Here is an 18885-nt window from a genome sequence, read left to right as displayed (position 1 = left end):
TCGAACGCTTCGGGCGCCTCCAGAAACGTTCCCGCGGGAACGTCCGGCGCCGCCGGCTAACGTGGGAGGACGCCGAGGATCACCCGCGACGGGTGCTCGGCCGAGCGGTACACCGTCTGCGTCGCGACCTCGTAATCGTCGGGCGACGCGCGGTACGTATCCACGAAGGTCTGCGGGTTCCGGTCGTAGGCCGGGAACCACGAACTCTGGACGTGGACCATGAGCCGGTGTCCCGCCCTGAAGGTGTGGAAGCGGTCTCGCAGATCGATCTCGATCCTCGTCACTTCGCCGGGCACCATCGCCTCCGGGTCCTCAGGGTCGTTCCGGAAGCGGCCCCGCATGATCTCGCCCGCGAGGTGCATCTGGTACCCACCCATGGGGACGTCGCAGTTGGGGCTCGCGGGCGCGTCGCCGGGGTAGACGTCGATCAGCTTGACGATCCAGTCGGAGTCCGTCCCCGTCGTCGAGACGAAGACCTCGGCCCCGACCGGACCGGCGATCGTGAGGTCTTCCTCCAGAGGTTCGGACTGGTAGACGAGGACGTCGGGACGCGCCGAGGCGAAGCGCTGGTCCTCCACCTTCCACAGGTGCCCGAGCGTCGTGCGCTCCTCGGCCGAGAACGGCACGGGGTTCGCCGGATCGCTCACGTAGGTGTCGGCGGCGGAGTCCCCTGTCTCGGTCGGCGGCTCGAAGCCCAGCGTTCCGTCCGAACCCAGGTACAGACTCGTGGGGGTGACGCCGTCCGGCGGCCATGAATCGTAGGCGCGCCATTCGTTCGATCCCGTGAGGAAGACGTTCGCCTCCGTCGCCTTCCAGCTTCCTTCGTCCTTGAGGTGATACTCGAAGAAGGGGAACTGGAACTCGCGCTGGAAGTGGAGCGAGGTCTTGGTGTCGAAGGCGATGCAGCCGAGGTAATCGCCCTCCATCCGCCGCCAGCCCCCGTGCAGCCACGGGCCGACGACGAGCGTGTTCTCGAGGCCGGGGTTCTCCGCCTCGACCGTCCGGTAGATGGACATCGGGCCGTAGAAGTCCTCGGTGTCGAACCAGCCGGCCACGTTCAGCGTCGCCGGGCGGACATCGTCCAGGTAGCGGAGCGCGTTCTGCCGCTGCCAGAACTCGTCGTAGTCGGGGTGCTCGATGAAGTCGCGCCACGCCGGGACTTCGCCGTGGAAATACAGTTCGTCCACGGTGGCGGCGGAGCCCGCGTTGAGGAAGAAGTCGTACCCGGAGGGCGTTCCGTAGTCGAAGCGGGCGCCGCGCGTCTCGGTCGGACCGTCGCGACGGCGGGCGTTCCCGGACAGCCAGGAGAAGGCGTACATGATCCGGAAGGCGCCGTTGTGGTGCCAGTCGTCGCCGATGAACATGTCCGAGGGCGAGGCCTGCGGCGAGGCGGCGACGAGTGCGGGGTGCGCGTCCACCATCGCCATCACCGTCTGCCAGCCGGGATAGGAGATCCCCCACTGCCCCACGCGCCCGTTGTGGCCTTCGACGTTCGCCAGCAGCCACTCGATCGCGTCGTAGTTGTCCGTGATCTCGTCGGGGTCGGTGGGACCGCGCGGCTCCGGCGCGGGGGGACGGATGACCTCGAACTCGCCCTCGGACTTGAACTGCCCCCGCACGTCCTGGAAGGCGAAGATGTACGCGGCTTCATCGAACTCTCTCGACGGCCCGAGCGGGTTCCGGTATTCGCCGGGCTCGTAGGGACCGATGGAATACGGAGTTCGGAAGAGGAGGATGGGGTACGCGCGGGAGCGGTCCCGGGGCGCGTAGACGAGGGTGTACAGTTCGATGCCGTCCCGCATCGGGACCATGTACTCGGACTTGTCGTAGTTCTCCAGGAGGTAGTCGAGGTGCGCCGCGGCGACCGCTTCGGCTTCGGTTTGCGCGACCTCGGTCTGGGCCGGGGGCGGCGGGGGCGCCGCGTCGGCGGCATCCCCCTGCGGTCCGCACGCGACCGCGAACAGCGCGATCGCCCACAGCGTGATCCCGAATCGATGGTCCGGCCGGTTCGGTCGCGTCATGGCAGTCCCCTTCTCCTCACAGGTCGTCTCGTGGTCGTTTCGCCCGCAGTCGTCGCTGGGGACTGAACCCGCTGCGGCCTCAGGGACGGCGGCGCACTTCCGCCCAGTGCGTGAGCGCGTTGCCGAGCCGCACGTTCGGGAGCGTGATGGCCGTCACCGGCCCGTTCAGCGTGTCGCCTCTCAGCCGAAGCTCGAACGAGAGCACGTAGTCGGTCCGGTTCGCGTCCTCCGTTCCGATGTCGCCCTTGAAGCCGCCCCGCAGATACTCGCCATCGAAGCGGGCGTTGTTGAGCAGCGTCCAGAGTTGGTCCCCCAGCTGGACGTGGACGCGGCCGCCGTCGTCGATCGCGAGCGCCAGGCGGTGCGGTCCGAGGTGGGTGTCGACCTCGCCGACCCAGTCCCCGACCAGTTCCGGCATGGGCGTGAACTCGATCAGGGGCGCGGCTTCGTCCCCGGCGTCCGCGAGGATCCCCTCCCGCTCCGGGCGGTGGGGGTCGGGGAGTTCCGGCGGCGTCGGCTTCGGCACGGCCTCCGGGTACAGCGTATGCCAGATGAGATTCGACACGTAGCCGGTGAGGGGCGTCGCCGAGTTCGAGAGGACGACGACGGCGGCGTTCTCCTCCGGGGCGATCGCGAGTTCGGTGCGGACGCCGCCCATCCCGCCGCCGTGGCGCTGGAGACGGAGGCCGCCCGGGAGGGCTCGCATCACCCAGCCGATGCCGTACACATCGCCGGGGGCGCTCTCCCGGATCGGGCGTCGCATCGCCTCGATCGCCGCGTCGGAGATGATCCTCCGTTGATGGTCGAGGTCGAGGCCGAGGTGGAACATCCCGAAGCGGACGAGGTCGTGGGCGCTGCTGAACACGGCGGAGCCGCCGGGGTGGTCGAAGTCGTAGAACGGGATCGGACTCTGGTCCGTCGCGTAGCGCGTGGCCGTGAACTCGTCGAGTCCGGGGCCGATGCCGACCGAGGTCCGGGTGAGGCCCAGCGGCCGGAACACTTCGTCCCGCATGAAGTCGGGATACGACTGCCCCGAAACGCGTTCGATGATGTAGTCGAGGATCCCGTAGCCGAGGTTCGAGTAGTTCCAGCGTTCGTCCGGGGCCGTCACGAGGCTGGCGTAGCGGCGGATCGTCTCGTCCATGTGGGGCCGCCGGTACGGCTCGTCCTCGTAGAAGAACTGGTAGTGGAGGGGGAGTCCGGCCGTATGGCTGGCGACGTGCCGAACCGTGGCGCCCGCCGCGTCCCAGGCCCGCCCGTCGATCTTCGCGGGGCCGAGGTAGTCGTTCGCGGGCCGGTCGAGGTCGACGAGGCCGCGTTCCACGAGCACCGTGAGGCCCGTCGCCGTGATCGGCTTCGAGATCGAGGCGAGGGAGTACATGGTGTGTTCCGTGGCGGGGATCCGCCGCTCCCGGTCCGCCCACCCGAACCCTTCCTCCCACACGATCGCGCCGCCCATGGCGACGGCGACGGCCATGGAGGGCGCATCCCAGGCCACGAGCGCATTCCGGATCTCGCTACGGACGGGCGAGAAGTCGGGGGCGGCCTGGCCCCTTGCGTCCGCCGCGCCGAGGGACAGGAATCCGAGAGCCGCGACGGCAAGCCACGGGGCGCCGGTGCGTCGGACGACTCGCGTCATGTTGGTCTCCTTTGCGAGAGTGGCTCAAGCGCCAGGCTACGTCTCTGGAGGGTGGAGCAACCCACGTCCGGGCGTCAATGGAGCATCCGGGGGGCTCGGATGCAGGCCATGCGACGCACCTCACCGGCTCTGCGAATGCGCTTCCGCTCGGCCCGGCACGAGACAAGCCAAGCTCTCGACGATCGGCAAGGCGAACGGGAGATCCAGTGCATCGAGCTGCGATACCACATAGTGTCGTGCGCTCATCATAAGATCCGAAAAGTCGTCCACCGAGTCGGCATCCGTGAAGACGGGGCTGCGGGGTTTGTCGGCCAGCGGGTTGAGTCGATGTACTAGTTCCCAATCGCGGATTAGGCTCCAGGCGCCGTCTGCCCCCGACTGGGCGACGACGACCACGGCGCGAACGGAACCATCGGACCCGGTAATGCGATCACGCACACTGAACACGAAGATGGGAGCGTCCAAGCCACGGATCGCGGCGAAAGACTCGGTCAGTTCCACGGCATCCCGGACCGCCCGGTCGACAACCCGCAGGCCGACCCCAGCGACATCCTCCCCTTCCTCGGGTTTCGGTTCCCGGGCGAAGAGAAGGTCATAGCGGTCGACTGCGGCGATCAGGAAGTCATCCTTCCACTCCTCCGCTGGGCGGAAGCGCAGACGAAGGTCGTCCGCTTGGTCGGGCCGCCGACCGCGCACGGCGAGGATCGCTTTGAAGAACGGTACAAGATCCGGCAGATCTACACGAGGGATCTGGCCCGCCACCGTTCCGAAGTCGAAGCGAGCGACATGGCCGATGAGATTTCGTACGGTGTGTACGGCGTCCTCACTGCCGAAAGTCGGCTCTTCGCTGTTGGGGGTGGATGAGGGGCGGTAGAGTGGCGGTGCCGGCGGCGTCGGCCGGCGGTGCCCTTGCCGGTCCGCGATGTGCCCGGTGGTCTCCGGGGGCCGGCCGGGGCGGTTGGGGGGACTCGGAGCGGCCGGGCGGGACGGCGGCATGGCGGAGCGTGGACTGTTCGAGCGGGCGCTGGGGCTGGAGTGGCCGTGGCGGGTGGAGCGGACGGAGTTCGACGCGGCGGAGCGCCGCCTGGACCTGCATCTGGACTTCGAGCCGGGCGGGACGTTCGACTGCCCCTCGTGCGGGCGGAAGGGCTGCAAGGCGCACGACGCGAGCCCGAAGCGCTGGCGGCACCTGGACTTCTTTCAGCACCGGGCCTACCTGCACGCGCGGGTGCCGCGGGTGAGGTGTCCGGCGTGCGGGGTGAGGCAGGCGAAGGTGCCGTGGGCGGAGCCGGGCTCGGGCTTCACGCTGTGGTTCGAGGCGCTGGCGGTGGCGCTGGCGCGGGAGATGCCGGTGCGGGCGGTGGCCCGGCTGGTGGGCGAGCACGACACGCGGCTGTGGCGGCTGCTGAAGCGCCGCGTGGGGGAGGCCCGGGCGGAGGCGGACTTCTCCGCGGTGCGCGCGGTGGCGGTGGACGAGACGGCGTGCCGGCGGGGCCACGACCACATCACGCTGTTCGCCGACCTGGACCGTTCGCGGCTTCCGTACGCGACGCCGGGACGCGACGCCTCGGTCGTGAGCCTGTTCCGGGAGGATCTCGAGGCGCGCGGGGGCCGGGCCGGGAGCGTCCGGGACCTCTGCATGGACATGTCGGCGGCCTACATGAAGGGGGCGCGGGAGGCGTTCCCGGAGGCCGGCGTCACCTTCGACCGCTTCCACGTCCAGCGGCTCATGAACCGGGCGGTGGATGAGGTGAGGCGCGCCGAGCGCAAGGAGCGCCCCGAGCTGAACCGCACCCGCTACCTGTGGCTCAAGAGGCGCGGCAAGCTCACCGCCTCCCAGCGCGAGTGGATCGGCGAACTGCTCGATCCGTCGCGGCGGAGCCTGAAGACGGCCCTCGCCTACCGGTTCAAGCTCGCCTTCGAGGCGTTCCGGACCCTCCCGCCCCGGCTGGCCGAGGTCTACCTCGAGAGATGGTGTTTCTGGGCCGGCAAAAGCGGTCTCCAGCCCGTCATCGACGCGGCGAAGACGATCGAGAAGCACTGGGACGGCATCCTCCTCTGGTTCCGCTCGAGGATCAGCAACGGCATGATCGAGGGCATCAACTCGCTCGTCCAGGCCGCCAAGGCCAGGGCCCGAGGCTACCGGACCACCGAGAACTTCATCACCGTCGCCTATCTCGTGTGCGGCAAACTCGACTTCAACCTACCCACATGAAACAGCGAGGAACCTCGAAAAAGCCAACGGTCTCTGCGAAACAGCCGAGGAGTCTCCTGAACATGCGCCCACCGGGAGAGTCCTTTGCTGGCCTGCTGGCGGCAAGGCGTTCCAGCATTTCGATCTGGCGTTCAAGGGGGACAGGCGCACAGAGCGACTTCGCCAACTTCAGCAGCAGTTTCGAATCATCTCTCGGTTGGCTATCCCCCTGTTCCAGGATGTGGCGAACGCTGTGCACCAGCTTCCAGCCGGGATGGCTTCCAGCAAGGGTTGTTTTCAGTGCCGTGGCTTCCAGCAAGGGTTGTTTTCAGTGCCGTGGCAATCAATGAAGTGTCAACCAACCCTGGCTCGGGCATGATGAGCCAGTGCCCGTCATGTACTTGCGCCACGCGATCAGCATCCAAAGCGTCGACCATCCGCTGAAGGATGCCGTCACGGTCCATGTCAGGAACGGCGTCGTACAGATGGGCGACGTCGGGATCCGGATCCAGAAGGCAGACATCCGCGCGGAGTTCCGGGGGCAGCACGAATTCACTTGTCCTCCCCGTCGACAGCCGTGCACGGTCGTCGAACGCTACACGCTTTCCGTCAGCGGCCCGGTGCAGAGGCATCGTGCGCCAGCGTCGTTGTGCCTCCGGTTCCGCGCCGTACAAGCGCTGGAGTAGATGCAGTGCCTCCCCGTCGTTTAGCGACATCCAGTCCACGGATCTATCCAGGCAGTCATCGAGTAGGCGATGCAGTGCTTCGAGATCGGCCTGATCGACGGAAAGGGCTTCAAGGGTGTCTTGCGACAGCGAGCTCGCCAACCGCCTGTCGATTGCGCACCATGATCGGTCGAGAAGGTGCAACAGAATGAGCAGCGCGCGCTCGTGGCTAGCGCGAACATGGAACAACTCCGTGTCGCATCCGACAACATCTGCAGTACATCCAGCAAGAAGCGCACGCCCAGCCAAGCGAAGATCGGCGTCCCCTGAAATGTTCGACGCGAGGCGACGAAGCAGGGGTGTTCGAGAGGCGGCTTCGGCGAACGTGTCGGCCTGAAGCACTGCACGGGCTAAGGCTTTGGGTTCGGGTGACGGCACCTCAGTAGCGACTGACGCCACCGCGTCGCCGTCTACCCACCACACCGTCTCGTCGAGTGCCATGGCGAGATCGGTGGCGGCGCGTTTCGGATCGGAAGTCCGTTCGGGCTGTGTTCCGTTTGTGGTGACGTCTTCGGGATCCCCCGAAACCGGACTGGCGAATACCCGATGGTTCCCGATCTGGTGGCGGAGATCGGCGATACGCCAGGCTTCCTGCTTGTCCTCCGGCAAGCTGATCGCTCGGAGAAACGGCAGTTCAGACAGGGGAGGAACCGCGGGACAGTAGGGACGGATGGATAGCAGTGTCTCGGCGAGGAGAAGCCGGGAGTTCCGCATTCGCTCCGATTCGCCGCCCGCTTCCAGCCGTTGTCCCAAAGCTGTCAGCGCACGATCCAGCGGCTCCTGGTCACGGTTGCGAGTCGGTCGCGAATCGTCCGGACGCCGCCCGACCGGCAGAAGGAACAGTCCCTCGCCGATCACCCCACCACCTACAGCCAAGTCGACGACAGCGCGTAGCGTACCCACCGGTGCCTCCACCAGCCACGCTCTTGGGATGGCCGCGCACAGCCCGCGCCATGCCTCCCGTAATTCGTCCTGCGTTTCTCTCGAGGCGGATCGGATCGTGGGCGCCAGGACACCGTCGCCGATCTGTCCCGCAAGCCACTGGACGAAAGCTGCTGCACGAACGTCCTCCGCACGCGCATCCGGGCCGAGTACATGACTGACAACTCCTTCAATCCACCGTAGAGACTGCTGCGATGCGAACGCATCGACCGGAATGCTGTTCAGGAGGCATTCGAGGTGTTCGACGGCCCAGTCGTCGAGTTCGCCTGCCAATCGGGGGGCGCCGTCATCGATGAACACCACATGGCCCATGTATTCCCGGCAAGAGGCCAAGAAGCGTGTGCGAACGGCCTCCGGCGCCTGACTCCAGTTGGGTATCGACAGGACCGGGCACCGATCAGCGTCCCGCGCTTCCCATTGCACCCGATCGGGTGAAGCGATTGGCAGGAGCCAATGCCGTCGCCTGACGAAGGGCAAGCGGTCCTTGACCATGTCCGACCGAGCGACCGCGCCCAGCAACCTTCGTGCTGCATGCTCGTTGACCCCATCAACCGCCTTGGCGAGGGCGCTTGGCAGCAGAGGAAGCAGCAAGTCTTCGCACAACGTGCGATTCCAACGGCTGCGCATGTCGCCATCACTTGTGGCATCGCCGCCTTCGTCGGTGACTCCGGGAATGGACTTGCGATCCTGGGAGGGCCAGAAGTAGCCGTGCAAGATGACTTCCCAAGCAGGCGAGGGACCGTCGCTCTCGACGATCGGGCTGGGACTGGGTGCGGGATGATCGTCCAGCGGGAAGAACGCGGCCCAGCGAAGCCGCATACCGAATCGGTTGGCGTCACGGCCGACGGGTCGTAGTACCGTCACTGCGGCGTGAGCGAGCGCTTTCCGAGGCACCGTGGTATGCCGACCGTTCCGCGAGTCAAGAAACTGCGGCCAATCGGGCTGCGACCGGAGGTCGTGCAGACTCTCGCTTCCGAGAGATTGGATTCCGACTACGGACCACTTCGACATTTTCGACTTCGACGCGATTTCGCCCTCAAATGCTTCCCCGCGAAACTCACGGTTTTCGTCCCGATAACGTCCCAACCGTCCCTTCACCGGGCGAGTGACGCTCATCAGCGTCCTGCTGTCGCCGAGAGTCGCGGGGTTCACTGCACTCCGCGCGGCGATGGTCTGAAGATGTCCGCACTGCGCCAACAGCAGCGCTGCGGGCGTTGAACGACCGAACCAGGAGCATAGCTCTTGATGTCCTGGGCAATGGTCCCCCAGCCCGAATCGACGACCTTCGGTCCCCCGATCCCGATGCTCACTCCGTCGCAACGGAATCCACAGCAGCAGGCCGTTGTCCGTTTCCCCGAGCAAATCCCTCACGGCGCCCCGAAGCCGCTTCTGATCCTCTTTGCCGACTTCGTCCCAATCGGGATGAATGGGGTCCGCGCTTCCGTCTCTCCCGGTGCCGAACCATGGGTTCAGAACGCCGGGGTGCCACTCCGATTGCGCAGCACCGGCAGCGCCAATGTAGATGAAGGCCTCGCAGATGTGAAAAACGCTCTTCAACCCAATTCCGAACATACCGATTTTGGTGGCATCGTCTTCTTTCGATCCGCCAAGGGGCTTGTGCAACGCGTCACGATCCTTCTCGGGAAACGGCCCGTCATTCGCCACCAATAGTGCGGGACCGTGAAGCAGACTGTTCCGGGCATCGGGCCAGCCGCTGGCCAGCACGGTGAACTCGAGCCGTCGCGCGCCGGAATCGTCGGCGTTCTGAACGAGCTCCCGGAACAGTGTGCGTCCATCCCCGGCGTCCGTGTAGACGTCGGCCAAGAGAGACTGTATCGCCTTGATCTCGTCGAGTGGATTGCGGTGGAAGCCCGGGCCGTTGCTTTCGGTCATGCTCATGGGTCGGTCGCCCGGGCAGCGTTGGCCCTACTCTCGATCAGGGCGCACTGTCCCATGAGCGCCTCGAACGCCTCGTGTTCGTCCAGCAGCATCCCCGTAGCGAGCATGCTGGCGTAGTCTTCGGCAAGTGCTTCCTGAGCCGCACCCGAGGGAACGAGCCTGAGATTGCCGGAGACGGCGGCCTCGTAGTCGATCCTCCGGCCGGTGGGATCGTTCTCCCGGAAGAACATGGCCTTGTGGCGCGCAACCGAGAGTGCGAGTTCGCGGTCCGTCAGAGCTCGTGCCGCGACCCCGGCGTCGTCAAGGCGGACGAGGTCGTACCAGTGCCTCGACCAGCGCGCACCCCGTATGCGACCCTGAAGGCAGTAGACATGCATCAAGGTCGACTTCTCCCAGAACGTGCGCTCGGGCAGCATGGTGGCCGGCCGAGCTTCCGGGAATCCGAGTTCGGGAACGTACGCGGCTGCATCGCACACGACGGGGCGGGCAGCGTGAGGCTCGCCCGTGGAGCGCGCCCCAAAGTCGACTTGAACCTCGGGGCGCACGATGCCGCGCGCCTCGAACAGCGGTTCGTAGCCGACGTACAGCCGCTCGGCCTCCGCACGGATCCGCGCCGGGAATCCAGCGTGCGCGAGTTCTTCCTGGACGAGCGGCCCGGCAGTGTCACGTACCCACTCGGTCAAGCGAGGGCGGATGGCTCGTGTCCAGCGCCTCTCCTGGCTGCGCGTCGGCGGCAACGCCTCGTCGCCGACGCCAGCGACAAGATCCGGGGCGAAACCGCGGATGTCGTATGTGATGTCGATGTCTTCGGAAAACCGCCGGATTGCCTGCCACGCCTTGGAGAGCGATGTGCCGCCCTTGAACACCAGATGCCGTCCGAATGGAGCCTCGAACAGGACGTTGAGGGTCGCAACAACCCATATGTCCTTCTCGAGCAGGAACGCGGGGTGCGGGCATTCCGCCTGGGCCTTGCGTAGGGCGAGGCGGCGCTCTTCGGTCGAGAGATGCCGAAAGTGTGTCTCACCCATGCGCGAGACGCGTGCTCAGCGGCTCCGCCATCCACCGGGGCATGACGGCCTGTGCGGCTGCAAGCTCGTCGAGATCTTCCTGGGCGAGCCTGGGCAGGATGGCGTCGAGGCCATCCTCGACCTCATGGGGGCCAAGCCATGCCAAGGCGCGGATGACCACCCCCGCCATCCGATGCGGGGCCGCGAGCTGCCAGCGCGGCGCATGCCGCAGCTCCACCGGATGCTTGCCGAAGAGCAATCGCCGACTGCGGCCGGAGGTGAGATAGACCGAGCGAACCGGATTCTGGGTCGTCAGGCCAAGCCAGTTGGCCGCGCCGCCTCCGTTCGGGACGATGGTCTCGCCCCAGAGTTCCGACAGCGACTGGAGCGACGTGTCGACGCTCGGTGCGCAGCGCCCGAACCGCGTCTCGATCGGGCGCATGTAGACGCCGTGGCAGATCCGCAGGAGCCGTGCGGAGCGGGCGAGGCGCGACAGAGCCTGATTCACCGCCCCGCGCGTGCCGAGATGAAGCAGGGCGCTCGGGCAGATCGGCGTGGCCTCGGGCGAGGCCTCGGCGTACTCCATGATCCGCTCCGCCAGACTCTTCATGGCGTCTCTCCGTCAGAAATCCTTCGGCCAATATATTGCCGTGGTGCTCGCAGCAATCATGACCGCAGCCTCGCCTTTTCGGATCTGGATTGGCTGTGGGCTTGATGCGGGTCACATGCCCCACACGGTGACCGGCGCGCCGCCCCCGGTTTCCTCGCGGATGTATATCTTCCGGTCCCACGACTTGTCCTCGTCGCGGTCGAAGATGACGAGGTGGCCCTCCGGCGCGGCGCAGCGGTCCATGTAGGCGCGCGTCTGCTCCAGGCCGTCGCGCAGCGTCCGCGCCGGTCCGCTGCGGAGCACTTTGCACTCCACGACGATCTTCTGCGTGGCGGGGCGCGTCCCGATCCTGCCATCGGCATCCACCTCCGTCCGCCTGGGGGTTGCGGCGAGCGGCCACACGATCAGCAGGTCCGTTCGGCCCCGGCCCAGCCCGTACTCGCGCTCGATGCGCCCGCCGCTGTTCACGATCCGCTGCAGGAACGCCTGCAGCAGGAGTTGCGGCCCGGCCCCCTTGTACTGAAAGCGCTCCACCCAATGCTCGGAGTGCTGCCGGAAGAAGTCCTGGAAGACGGCGAGCAGGTCGTTGGCGCGCAAGGCGCCGCCCTCGTCCACGTACCAGGCTGCATCGTGCTCGAAACCGGCCTGTGTGGTGTGGGTCAAGTCGCGGGGGATCATTTCGCGGTAGATCGGGTTGGCGATCGCGATGGGGTTCTCCCGCGCCACCAAGCCGAGATCGCGCGCGTAGTCCAGATCGTCCACCGGTATCGGGGCGATGGCGGCGCTTCCGCTCAGCAACGGTTCGATCACGCGGCGCACCCGCTCCTCCCGGAGTTTGTCGGTGAGCTGCTCGAGATGCGTCTCCCGGCGCAGGATGAGCCGGTCGCGCGCGCCGCGGATGGCGATGGCCCGAACGGGCCTCTCCCGGTCGCGGCCAGCCTCATCGCGGAAACAGGCCTCGTAGGCCAGGGCGTTCACCAGCCACGGCTGGCCTCGCGTGAGCTCCCAGACCGCGGCGTGCGCGCCGTCCGTGAACGGCTGGCCGGTGTCCTCGCGGTGCTGTGCCAGAAGCGACTCGACCTCGCGCCGGGAGAAATCCCCGAGCCGCAGGGACTCCGCACGGATGTTGAAGGCGCTTCCGCCCGCGATGATCTCGCGCCCCGAAGGTGAGTGCATGCGGTAGTCCCGTACATCCCGGACGCCGCACAAAATCACGCTCTGTGGAAACCGGCGCGGCCGCTCCGGATAGCCGGCCCGGAGCTGGCGCAAGACGGAGACCAGCGAATCTCCCACGAGCGCGTCGATCTCGTCGATCAAAAGCACGAGCGGCCTGGCGTCCGCCTCGGCCCAGCGCGCCAGCGTCTCCCCCAGCGCGTCGTGCGGACCCGCTTCCTCGAGGACGTCCCGCCAGATGCCGGCGACGAACCGGTCGTCAAGCGAGTGGCGCGCCCCCCGGGCCAGCGCGCTGAGAATCGCCTGCATGGCCGCGCCCACATCCTCCCGCGACGATTGGCCGACCTCGACGTTGACGTACGCGCAGCGGAACTCCCCGCAGTCGTTCAGTTCCCGGCGGAGTGCAAGCAGCGTCGATGTCTTGCCCGTCTGCCGCGGGGCGTGGAGCGCAAAATACTTCTCCTGCCGAAGCAGCTCCAACAGATTGTCCACATCCAGCCGCGAGAGGGGCGGAACGTGGTAGTGCTTCGCCGGCTTCACGGGGCCGGCGGTGTTGAAGTAGCGCATGTCCCCCGTCATCTCACCTCGGGTCGTCGCGCGGGCCTCCGCGCAGTTCGGTACAAGGCGCCACGATCTTCCTTCCACGGTGTCGTGCCCGACAATGTACGGTGAAGGCAAGCTCGGGCGAGCGTCAACGGAGCTGGACGCAGGCCGCCTCATTGACCGCCGGCCGAAGCCGCTTCCATGATGCCTCCATCGATCTGACGGGTCGACCCCGCGAGGCCGAGGTCATCCCCGAGCCCGGCAGGCTGAGAGACAGGATGGGAACCATGACTGAAATGGATCGGCGCACCTTCGTCAGCACCGGCGTGGCGGCCGGCGCCCTGCTCTCCCTGGGCGGCTGCGCGCCCCGGGGCGATGACTCTCGCTCGGGATCCGGAGGATCGGGGGACGAGACCTCCGCATCCGACATCGCCGACTTCGCGCTCGACGAGATCACGATCGACGGAGTTCACGAGGGGATGCGGACGGGCGAGTACACCTGCCGTTCGATCGCCGAGATGTACCTCGAGCGGATCGAGGCGCTGAACCGGCAGGGGCCGCGCCTGTTCGCGGTGCTCGAGGTGAACCCGGACGCGCTCGAGATCGCCGGGGAACTGGACCGGGAGTTCCAGGCCTCGGGGCCGCGGGGGCCGCTGCACGGGATCCCGATCCTTCTCAAGGACAACATCGACACGGCGGACGGGATGACCACGACGGCCGGGTCGACGGCGCTGCTCGGCTCGATCGCCCCGCAGGACTCGTTCGTGGCGGCGGGACTGCGCCGGGCGGGGGCGCTGCTGCTCGGCAAGGCGAACATGAGCGAGTGGGCGGGCTGGAAGTCGTTCGAGTTCGGAGCGTCGGGCTGGAGCGGCCGCGGGTGGGACGGCGGCCGGGGCGGCTTCTGCGGCAACCCGTACGCGCTCGACCGCACCCCGGGCGGATCGAGTTCCGGGTCCGGGGCAAGCACCGCGGCCAATCTCGCGGTCGCGGCGATCGGCTCCGAGACCGACGGCTCGATCGTCGGCCCGTCGTCGCGCAACTGCCTGGTCGGCATCAAGCCCACGATCGGCCTCCACAGCCGGGGCGGGGTCATCCCCATCGCCCACAGCCAGGACAGCACCGGCCCCATGGCCCGCACCGTGCGCGACGCCGCGATCATGCTCGGCACGATGGTCGGCGTCGACCCCCGCGACCCGCTGACCGCCGCGAGCGCGGGCAACTTCCTGACCGACTACACCGGCGCGCTGGACCCGGGCGGCCTGAACGGCGCCCGCCTCGGCGTCCTGCGCGAGTACGCGGGCTTCGACAGCCGCGTCGACTCCCTGTTCGAGGAGGCGCTGGACGTCATGCGGGCGGGAGGCGCGACCGTCGTCGATCCCGTCGCGCTGCCCGAGGAACTGCGGTTCGGCAACGACTACGAGATGGAGGTGCTGTACCACGAGTTCAAGGCGGATCTGAACGCCTATCTGGCCTCGCTCGGTCCCGGCGCGCCGATCAAGTCGCTTGCCGAACTCATCGAGTACAACGAGGCGAACCATGACCTCGAACTCGCTCTCTACGGGCAGGAACTGCACGTGCGCTCGCAGGAACGGGGCCCGCTGACCGACCGGAAATACCTCGACGCGCTGGCCGCGAGCCACCGCCTCTCCCGCGACGAGGGGATCGACCGCGCCATGGACGAGCACCGGCTCGACGCGCTCGTCGGGATCACGGCCGGCATCCCCGCCATGCAGGATCCGCTCGATGCCTCGGGCGGGGGGGGCGGCGGGTGCTCGACGCCGCCGGCCATGGCCGCCTATCCCAACATGTCGGTGCCGATGGGCTTCATCGGAGGGCTCCCGGTCGGGATGTCGCTGTGCGGCCGCGCCTGGAGCGAGGCGACGCTGGTCCGGCTTGCCTACGCCTTCGAGCAGGCGACGAACCACCGGCGGCCGCCGACGTTCCAGGCGTCCGTGCAGGTCTGAGCGCGACCGGCGACACCGCCAAGACCGACGAATCCCGCGATTCCGGCGACCGCGTAGACCGTGACGCTCAGCGACTTCATCGACCGGCACTACCGCCACTTCAACGCCGCGACGCTCCAGGCGGCCGCCCGGGCCTACCGCGACCTGGTCGACGGCGGCGGCCGGATGCTCCTCACGCTGGCCGGCGCCATGAGCACGGCGGAACTCGGCCTCTCGCTGGCGGAGATGATCCGGGCCGGGAAGGTGCACGCCATCTGCGCCACCGGGGCGAACCTCGAGGAGGATCTCTTCAACCTCGTCGCGCACGATCACTACCGGCGCATTCCCGACTGGCGCGCGCTCACGGCGGAGCAGGAGAAGGACCTCGAGCGTCGCGGACTGAACCGCGTCACCGACACCTGCATCCCCGAGGCCGAGGCGTTCCGGGCCGTCGAGGCCCCGCTGCGCGAACTGTGGCGGGCCGCCGAGGCCGCGGGCGAGCGCCGCCTCCCGCACGAGTACCTCTACCAGCTCATCCGCGACCGTGCGCTGACCCACAGCTACCAGATCGATCCGGCCGATTCCTGGCTCGTGGCGGCGGCCGAGGCCGACCTCCCCCTCTTCGTGCCGGGCTGGGAGGACTCCACGCTGGGCAACGTCCTCGTCGCGGAACAGCTCGCCGGCAGCCTGGGCCGCCCCGGACCCTTGCTCCCGGGAACGGAGTACATGGCCGCCCTCGCGGAGTGGTACGTGCGTACGACCACCGGCCGCACCCTCGCGGAACTCCCGGAGATGGATGGAGACCGGGTCTCGGAGCCGCGGCCGGATCACGACGCCACCCCAGACGCCGACACGAGCCCAGTGGGGTTCTTCCAGATCGGGGGCGGGATCGCGGGCGACTTCCCCATCTGCGTCGTCCCCATGATCCGACAGGATCTGCGCCGCGAGTGCCCCTACTGGGCGTACTTCTGCCAGATCAGCGACTCCACCACGAGCTACGGCTCGTACTCCGGCGCCGTACCCAACGAGAAGATCAGCTGGGGCAAGCTGGACGTGGACACGCCGAGTTTCCTGATCGAGTCCGACGCGACGATCGTGGCCCCGCTCGTGTTCGGCTACGTCCTCGGCTGGTAGGCGGCGACCGCTCTCGCGGCCTCCCGTCGGGCGACCGGCCGCGAAGCCGGCGCGCTGCTATCCCCCGTCTCCCCCGTCTCCCCCGTCTCCGAGGAGCGCTTCGAGGTCCCACCCCTCCAGTTCTCCGACGGTCGGGCGATCCGTCCAGTCGAAGCGGAGCGGCGTGATCGTGACGAGACCCTCGTTGTGCGCCTCGGTGTCGCTCCCGGCCGGGATGGGATCCGGAGGCCCGAACGCCGGCCGGAACAGACGGTCTTCCCCGGCGCCCTCGGCGCCGTCGGCCCCCGTGACCTCCTCGTAGTCGACGCGGAAATAGCTGCCGCCCATGGGCCGGGCGGCGATGCCGCGGGTCTCCTCCTCCGTCCCGGCGGGGAAGTTGATCGAGTACACGATGCCGGCCTCGGGTCCCCGTCGCCGGAGTTCGGCGACGAAGCGCGCCACGACGCCGGCGGGATACTCGACCCCGCTCGGGCGGCCGCCGAGCGAGGCCGCCACGGCCGGCACGCCGAGATAGGCCCCCATCATCGCCGCCCCGATCGTCCCGGACATGTGCGAGACCTCACCTATGTTCGCGCCGATGTTGATGCCGCTCACCACAAGGTCGAACCCCGATTCGGGCTGGAGCGCGCGGTGGGCGAGAAGGACCGCCCCGGCCGGCGTGGCGTCGACGCAGTGTCCCGCCTCGGAGGTCCGGAGCCGGATCTCCTGGTTCAGGCTGATGGACATGCTGGTCCCGCTCTGCTGGCCGCAGGGGGCCACGACCGTGACTTCGCCGACGGCGCGCAGGGCCGCCGCCAACTCCTGAATCCCGGGAGAGTCGATGCCATCGTCGTTCGTAACGAGGATGTGGAACGGAGACGTCTCGTCCGGAGTTTCCGCCGGAGCCTCCGAAGCCGGTCCCCCGCCGCACGCGAGGGCTCCACCGCACGCGACCGCCGCCAACGTTCGCATCGTCGCTCCCCTGGTCTTCATCGCAGTCTCCCGCTCTTTCCTGGGTCCCGCGTGATGCCCGGGATCCATGCTTGGCGTGATCAAGGTTGCAAAAGTAAGCTTTCATGGCCTGTTCTTTCGCGGCGAGACCGGCATTTCGGCGCGAGAAGACGCGGCCTGAGCGGCACGGAGCGCCGGGGTCAGAAGAGCTGGTTCGCGGCCAGCGCGCCGGCGTAGGCGAGCGCCAGCATGTAGCCGAACTGGGCCAGCGGCCACTTCCAGCCGGCCGTCTCCCTCCTCATCATCGCGACGGTGGACATGCACTGAAGCGCGAACACGAAGAAGACGAGGAGGGCGACCGCCCCCCCGAAATCCAGGTCCCGCTGCAGGGCGGCCCGCAGTTCGAGGGATGTCTCGTCCGTGTCCTCGATCCCGTAGATCGTGCCGAGGGTGCCGACGATGACCTCGCGCGCGGCGAGCGATGCGACGAGGCCCACCCCGATCCTCCAGTCGAACCCGAGCGGTTCGATGGCCGGCTCGATCACCTGCCCCATCTGTCCGAGGGCGCTCTCCTCCACGGGCGGCGGGCTTCCGTCGATCCGGGGGAACTGGGCGAGGACCCAGAGGACGACGGTCACCGCGAGGATGATCTTGCCGACCCTCCGGAGGAATATCCTGCTGCGGTCCAGGAGCCGCAGTCCGAGCGTACGCAACGAGGGGATCCGGTACGGCGGCAGTTCCATCACGAACCCGGCCGGCTTCCCCCTCAGCACCGTGCGCCGGAGGAGAAAGGCGGTGCCCACCGCAGCCGCGAGGCCGAGGGCGTAGAGGCCGAGCATCGTCGCCGCCCGCGTGCCCACGAACGGCCCCAGGAGCGGTCGCTCGGGGATGAACGCCGCGATGAGGAGCGCGTACACCGGGAGGCGCGCCGAGCAGGTCATGAACGGAGTGACGAACATCGTGGCGAGCCGGTCGCGCTCGTCGTCCACCGTGCGCGCGGAGAGGATCGCCGGGACCGCGCACGCATAGGCCGAGAGCAGCGGCAGGAAGGCCCGCCCCTGCAGCCCGACCCGCAGCATCATCCGGTCCGCGATGACCGCCGCGCGCGCCATGTAGCCGGAGTCCTCCAGGATCCCCAGGAAGAGGAAGAGGATGAGGATCTGGGGGAGGAAGACGAGGACGGAGCCCACCCCCGCCCACACGCCGTCGATGAGGAGGTCGCGGAACCAGCCCGCCGGCAGGCGCGCCGCGACCCACTGGCCGGAGGAGGCGATCCCGAGTTCGACCCCGTCCATGATCGGCGTGGCCCAGGTGAAGATCGCCTGGAAGACGAGCGCGGCGAGCACGACGAACAGCGCCGGCCCCGCGATCCGGTGCAGAAAGATCGCGTCCAGACGTTCCGTCAGCTTCGGCGGGCCGGCCGAGCGGTACTTCGCGGCCGCGAGCGCCTGCTGGACGACTTCGCGGCGGCGGCTGAGCGCGTCGAGGGTCGGGAGTCCGGCCCGGGCCCCGGTCCGTCGGCGCGGCGGCGCGGCGGTCGCGGCGGTCGTCGAGCGGACGGCCACCCGGTCCAGGAAGTCGGCCACCGCGTCGACGCCCCGCCCGGTCCGCGCGTCGGTTCGTAGCACCTCCACGCCGAACTGCGCCGCGAGCGTTTCGTCGTCGAGGCCGCCGCCCCCCGCCTCGAGTTCGTCCGCCATGTTCAGCACGAGCAGCGTGGGGCGCGCCCGTTCGAGGACGGGCCCCACGAGCATGAGCTGCGTCTCGAGCCGGACCGCGTCGACGATGAGCACGATGGCCTCGGGCGCCCGCAACCCCTCGATCCGGCCTTCCAGCACATCGCGCGTGATGCGTTCGTCGGGGGAGCGAGCCGAGAATCCGCTCACGCCGGGCAGGTCGACGATGTCGAGGTCGAGAGCCGAGGCGAAGCGCGCCCGGCCGACGTGCTTCTCGACCGTGACGCCGGGGTAGTTCGCGACCTTCTGGCGCAGCCCGGTCAGGCGGTTGAAGAGCGTCGTCTTGCCGGAGTTCGCAGGCCCGATGAGCGCGACCACCGGCGGCCCCGAATCCGGGACATCCGTGCGGCGGCTGCGATCCGCGCGTGGTGAGGTCGCGACTGGGGACA

Annotated in this window: 12 protein-coding genes; 3 read left to right on the top strand and 9 right to left on the bottom strand. The window is 68.2% G+C overall.

Going from position 1 to position 18885, the window contains the following annotated elements:
• Nucleotides 1-56: 56 nt before the first annotated feature.
• The 3 genes from ACOQPP_RS19425 to ACOQPP_RS19415 all read right to left on the bottom strand — a co-directional run bounded on the left by ACOQPP_RS19425 (nt 57) and on the right by ACOQPP_RS19415 (nt 4422).
• Nucleotides 57-2021, bottom strand: a complete 1965-nt coding sequence (locus ACOQPP_RS19425; protein WP_420637237.1) for a CocE/NonD family hydrolase — start codon at nt 2019-2021, stop codon at nt 57-59.
• Nucleotides 2022-2100: 79 nt separating this feature from the next.
• Complete coding sequence (locus ACOQPP_RS19420; RefSeq protein WP_420637236.1) at nt 2101-3660, bottom strand: serine hydrolase domain-containing protein; 1560 nt, start codon at nt 3658-3660, stop codon at nt 2101-2103.
• 120 nt (nt 3661-3780) lie between these two features.
• Entirely contained in the window at nt 3781-4422 is a 642-nt protein-coding gene (locus ACOQPP_RS19415; protein ID WP_420637235.1) for a hypothetical protein, read from the bottom strand.
• Nucleotides 4423-4654: 232 nt separating this feature from the next.
• Between ACOQPP_RS19415 and ACOQPP_RS19410 the strand changes: the two genes are divergently transcribed.
• Nucleotides 4655-5875, top strand: a complete 1221-nt coding sequence (locus ACOQPP_RS19410) for an ISL3 family transposase (RefSeq protein WP_420637234.1) — start codon at nt 4655-4657, stop codon at nt 5873-5875.
• A gap of 200 nt (nt 5876-6075) precedes the next feature.
• Here the strand turns inward: ACOQPP_RS19410 and ACOQPP_RS19405 are convergent, their stop codons facing one another.
• The 4 genes from ACOQPP_RS19405 to ACOQPP_RS19390 all read right to left on the bottom strand — a co-directional run bounded on the left by ACOQPP_RS19405 (nt 6076) and on the right by ACOQPP_RS19390 (nt 12789).
• On the bottom strand, nt 6076-9420 hold the full coding sequence (locus ACOQPP_RS19405) for a sacsin N-terminal ATP-binding-like domain-containing protein (RefSeq protein WP_420637233.1): 3345 nt from the start codon (nt 9418-9420) through the stop codon (nt 6076-6078).
• On the bottom strand, nt 9417-10448 hold the full coding sequence (locus tag ACOQPP_RS19400; RefSeq protein WP_420637232.1) for a nucleotidyl transferase AbiEii/AbiGii toxin family protein: 1032 nt from the start codon (nt 10446-10448) through the stop codon (nt 9417-9419). Before ACOQPP_RS19400 ends, ACOQPP_RS19405 begins: the two co-directional genes overlap by 4 nt.
• Complete coding sequence (locus ACOQPP_RS19395; protein WP_419164002.1) at nt 10441-11037, bottom strand: DUF6088 family protein; 597 nt, start codon at nt 11035-11037, stop codon at nt 10441-10443. Before ACOQPP_RS19395 ends, ACOQPP_RS19400 begins: the two co-directional genes overlap by 8 nt.
• 111 nt (nt 11038-11148) lie before the next feature.
• On the bottom strand, nt 11149-12789 hold the full coding sequence (locus ACOQPP_RS19390; RefSeq protein ID WP_420637231.1) for an AAA family ATPase: 1641 nt from the start codon (nt 12787-12789) through the stop codon (nt 11149-11151).
• 251 nt (nt 12790-13040) lie between these two features.
• Between ACOQPP_RS19390 and ACOQPP_RS19385 the strand changes: the two genes are divergently transcribed.
• Nucleotides 13041-14717 (top strand): amidase, encoded by a 1677-nt coding sequence (locus ACOQPP_RS19385; protein ID WP_420637230.1) that lies wholly within the window; start codon nt 13041-13043, stop codon nt 14715-14717.
• 60 nt (nt 14718-14777) lie between these two features.
• The gene (locus ACOQPP_RS19380; protein WP_420637229.1) at nt 14778-15830 is read left to right on the top strand and encodes a deoxyhypusine synthase family protein; all 1053 of its coding nucleotides are present in this window, start codon (nt 14778-14780) and stop codon (nt 15828-15830) included.
• 57 nt (nt 15831-15887) lie between these two features.
• Here the strand turns inward: ACOQPP_RS19380 and surE are convergent, their stop codons facing one another.
• Together surE and feoB are read right to left on the bottom strand one after the other, a co-directional pair.
• Entirely contained in the window at nt 15888-16802 is a 915-nt protein-coding gene (surE, locus tag ACOQPP_RS19375) for a 5'/3'-nucleotidase SurE (protein WP_420637228.1), read from the bottom strand.
• A 158-nt stretch (nt 16803-16960) separates the two neighbouring features.
• Nucleotides 16961-18814 carry a ferrous iron transporter B gene (feoB, locus tag ACOQPP_RS19370; RefSeq protein ID WP_419163997.1) on the bottom strand — a complete coding sequence of 618 codons (1854 nt, stop codon included), beginning with the start codon at nt 18812-18814 and terminating at the stop codon, nt 16961-16963.
• Nucleotides 18815-18885 lie beyond the last annotated feature (71 nt).

This window comes from Candidatus Palauibacter sp. (assembly GCF_965222475.1).
Lineage (GTDB): Bacteria > Gemmatimonadota > Gemmatimonadetes > Palauibacterales > Palauibacteraceae > Palauibacter.
This window is presented reverse-complemented; position numbering and strand designations above follow the sequence as displayed.

What these genes read in the sequence shown, in the direction of transcription:
- ACOQPP_RS19405 (WP_420637233.1), bottom strand. Translation starts at nt 9,420, where the DNA reads ATGAGCATGACCGAAAGCAACGGCCCGGGCTTCCACCGCAATCCACTC.
- ACOQPP_RS19410 (WP_420637234.1), top strand. Translation starts at nt 4,655, where the DNA reads ATGGCGGAGCGTGGACTGTTCGAGCGGGCGCTGGGGCTGGAGTGGCCG.
- ACOQPP_RS19390 (WP_420637231.1), bottom strand. Translation starts at nt 12,789, where the DNA reads ATGACGGGGGACATGCGCTACTTCAACACCGCCGGCCCCGTGAAGCCG.
- ACOQPP_RS19420 (WP_420637236.1), bottom strand. Translation starts at nt 3,660, where the DNA reads ATGACGCGAGTCGTCCGACGCACCGGCGCCCCGTGGCTTGCCGTCGCG.
- ACOQPP_RS19425 (WP_420637237.1), bottom strand. Translation starts at nt 2,021, where the DNA reads ATGACGCGACCGAACCGGCCGGACCATCGATTCGGGATCACGCTGTGG.
- surE (WP_420637228.1), bottom strand. Translation starts at nt 16,802, where the DNA reads ATGAAGACCAGGGGAGCGACGATGCGAACGTTGGCGGCGGTCGCGTGC.
- ACOQPP_RS19400 (WP_420637232.1), bottom strand. Translation starts at nt 10,448, where the DNA reads ATGGGTGAGACACACTTTCGGCATCTCTCGACCGAAGAGCGCCGCCTC.
- ACOQPP_RS19385 (WP_420637230.1), top strand. Translation starts at nt 13,041, where the DNA reads ATGACTGAAATGGATCGGCGCACCTTCGTCAGCACCGGCGTGGCGGCC.
- ACOQPP_RS19395 (WP_419164002.1), bottom strand. Translation starts at nt 11,037, where the DNA reads ATGAAGAGTCTGGCGGAGCGGATCATGGAGTACGCCGAGGCCTCGCCC.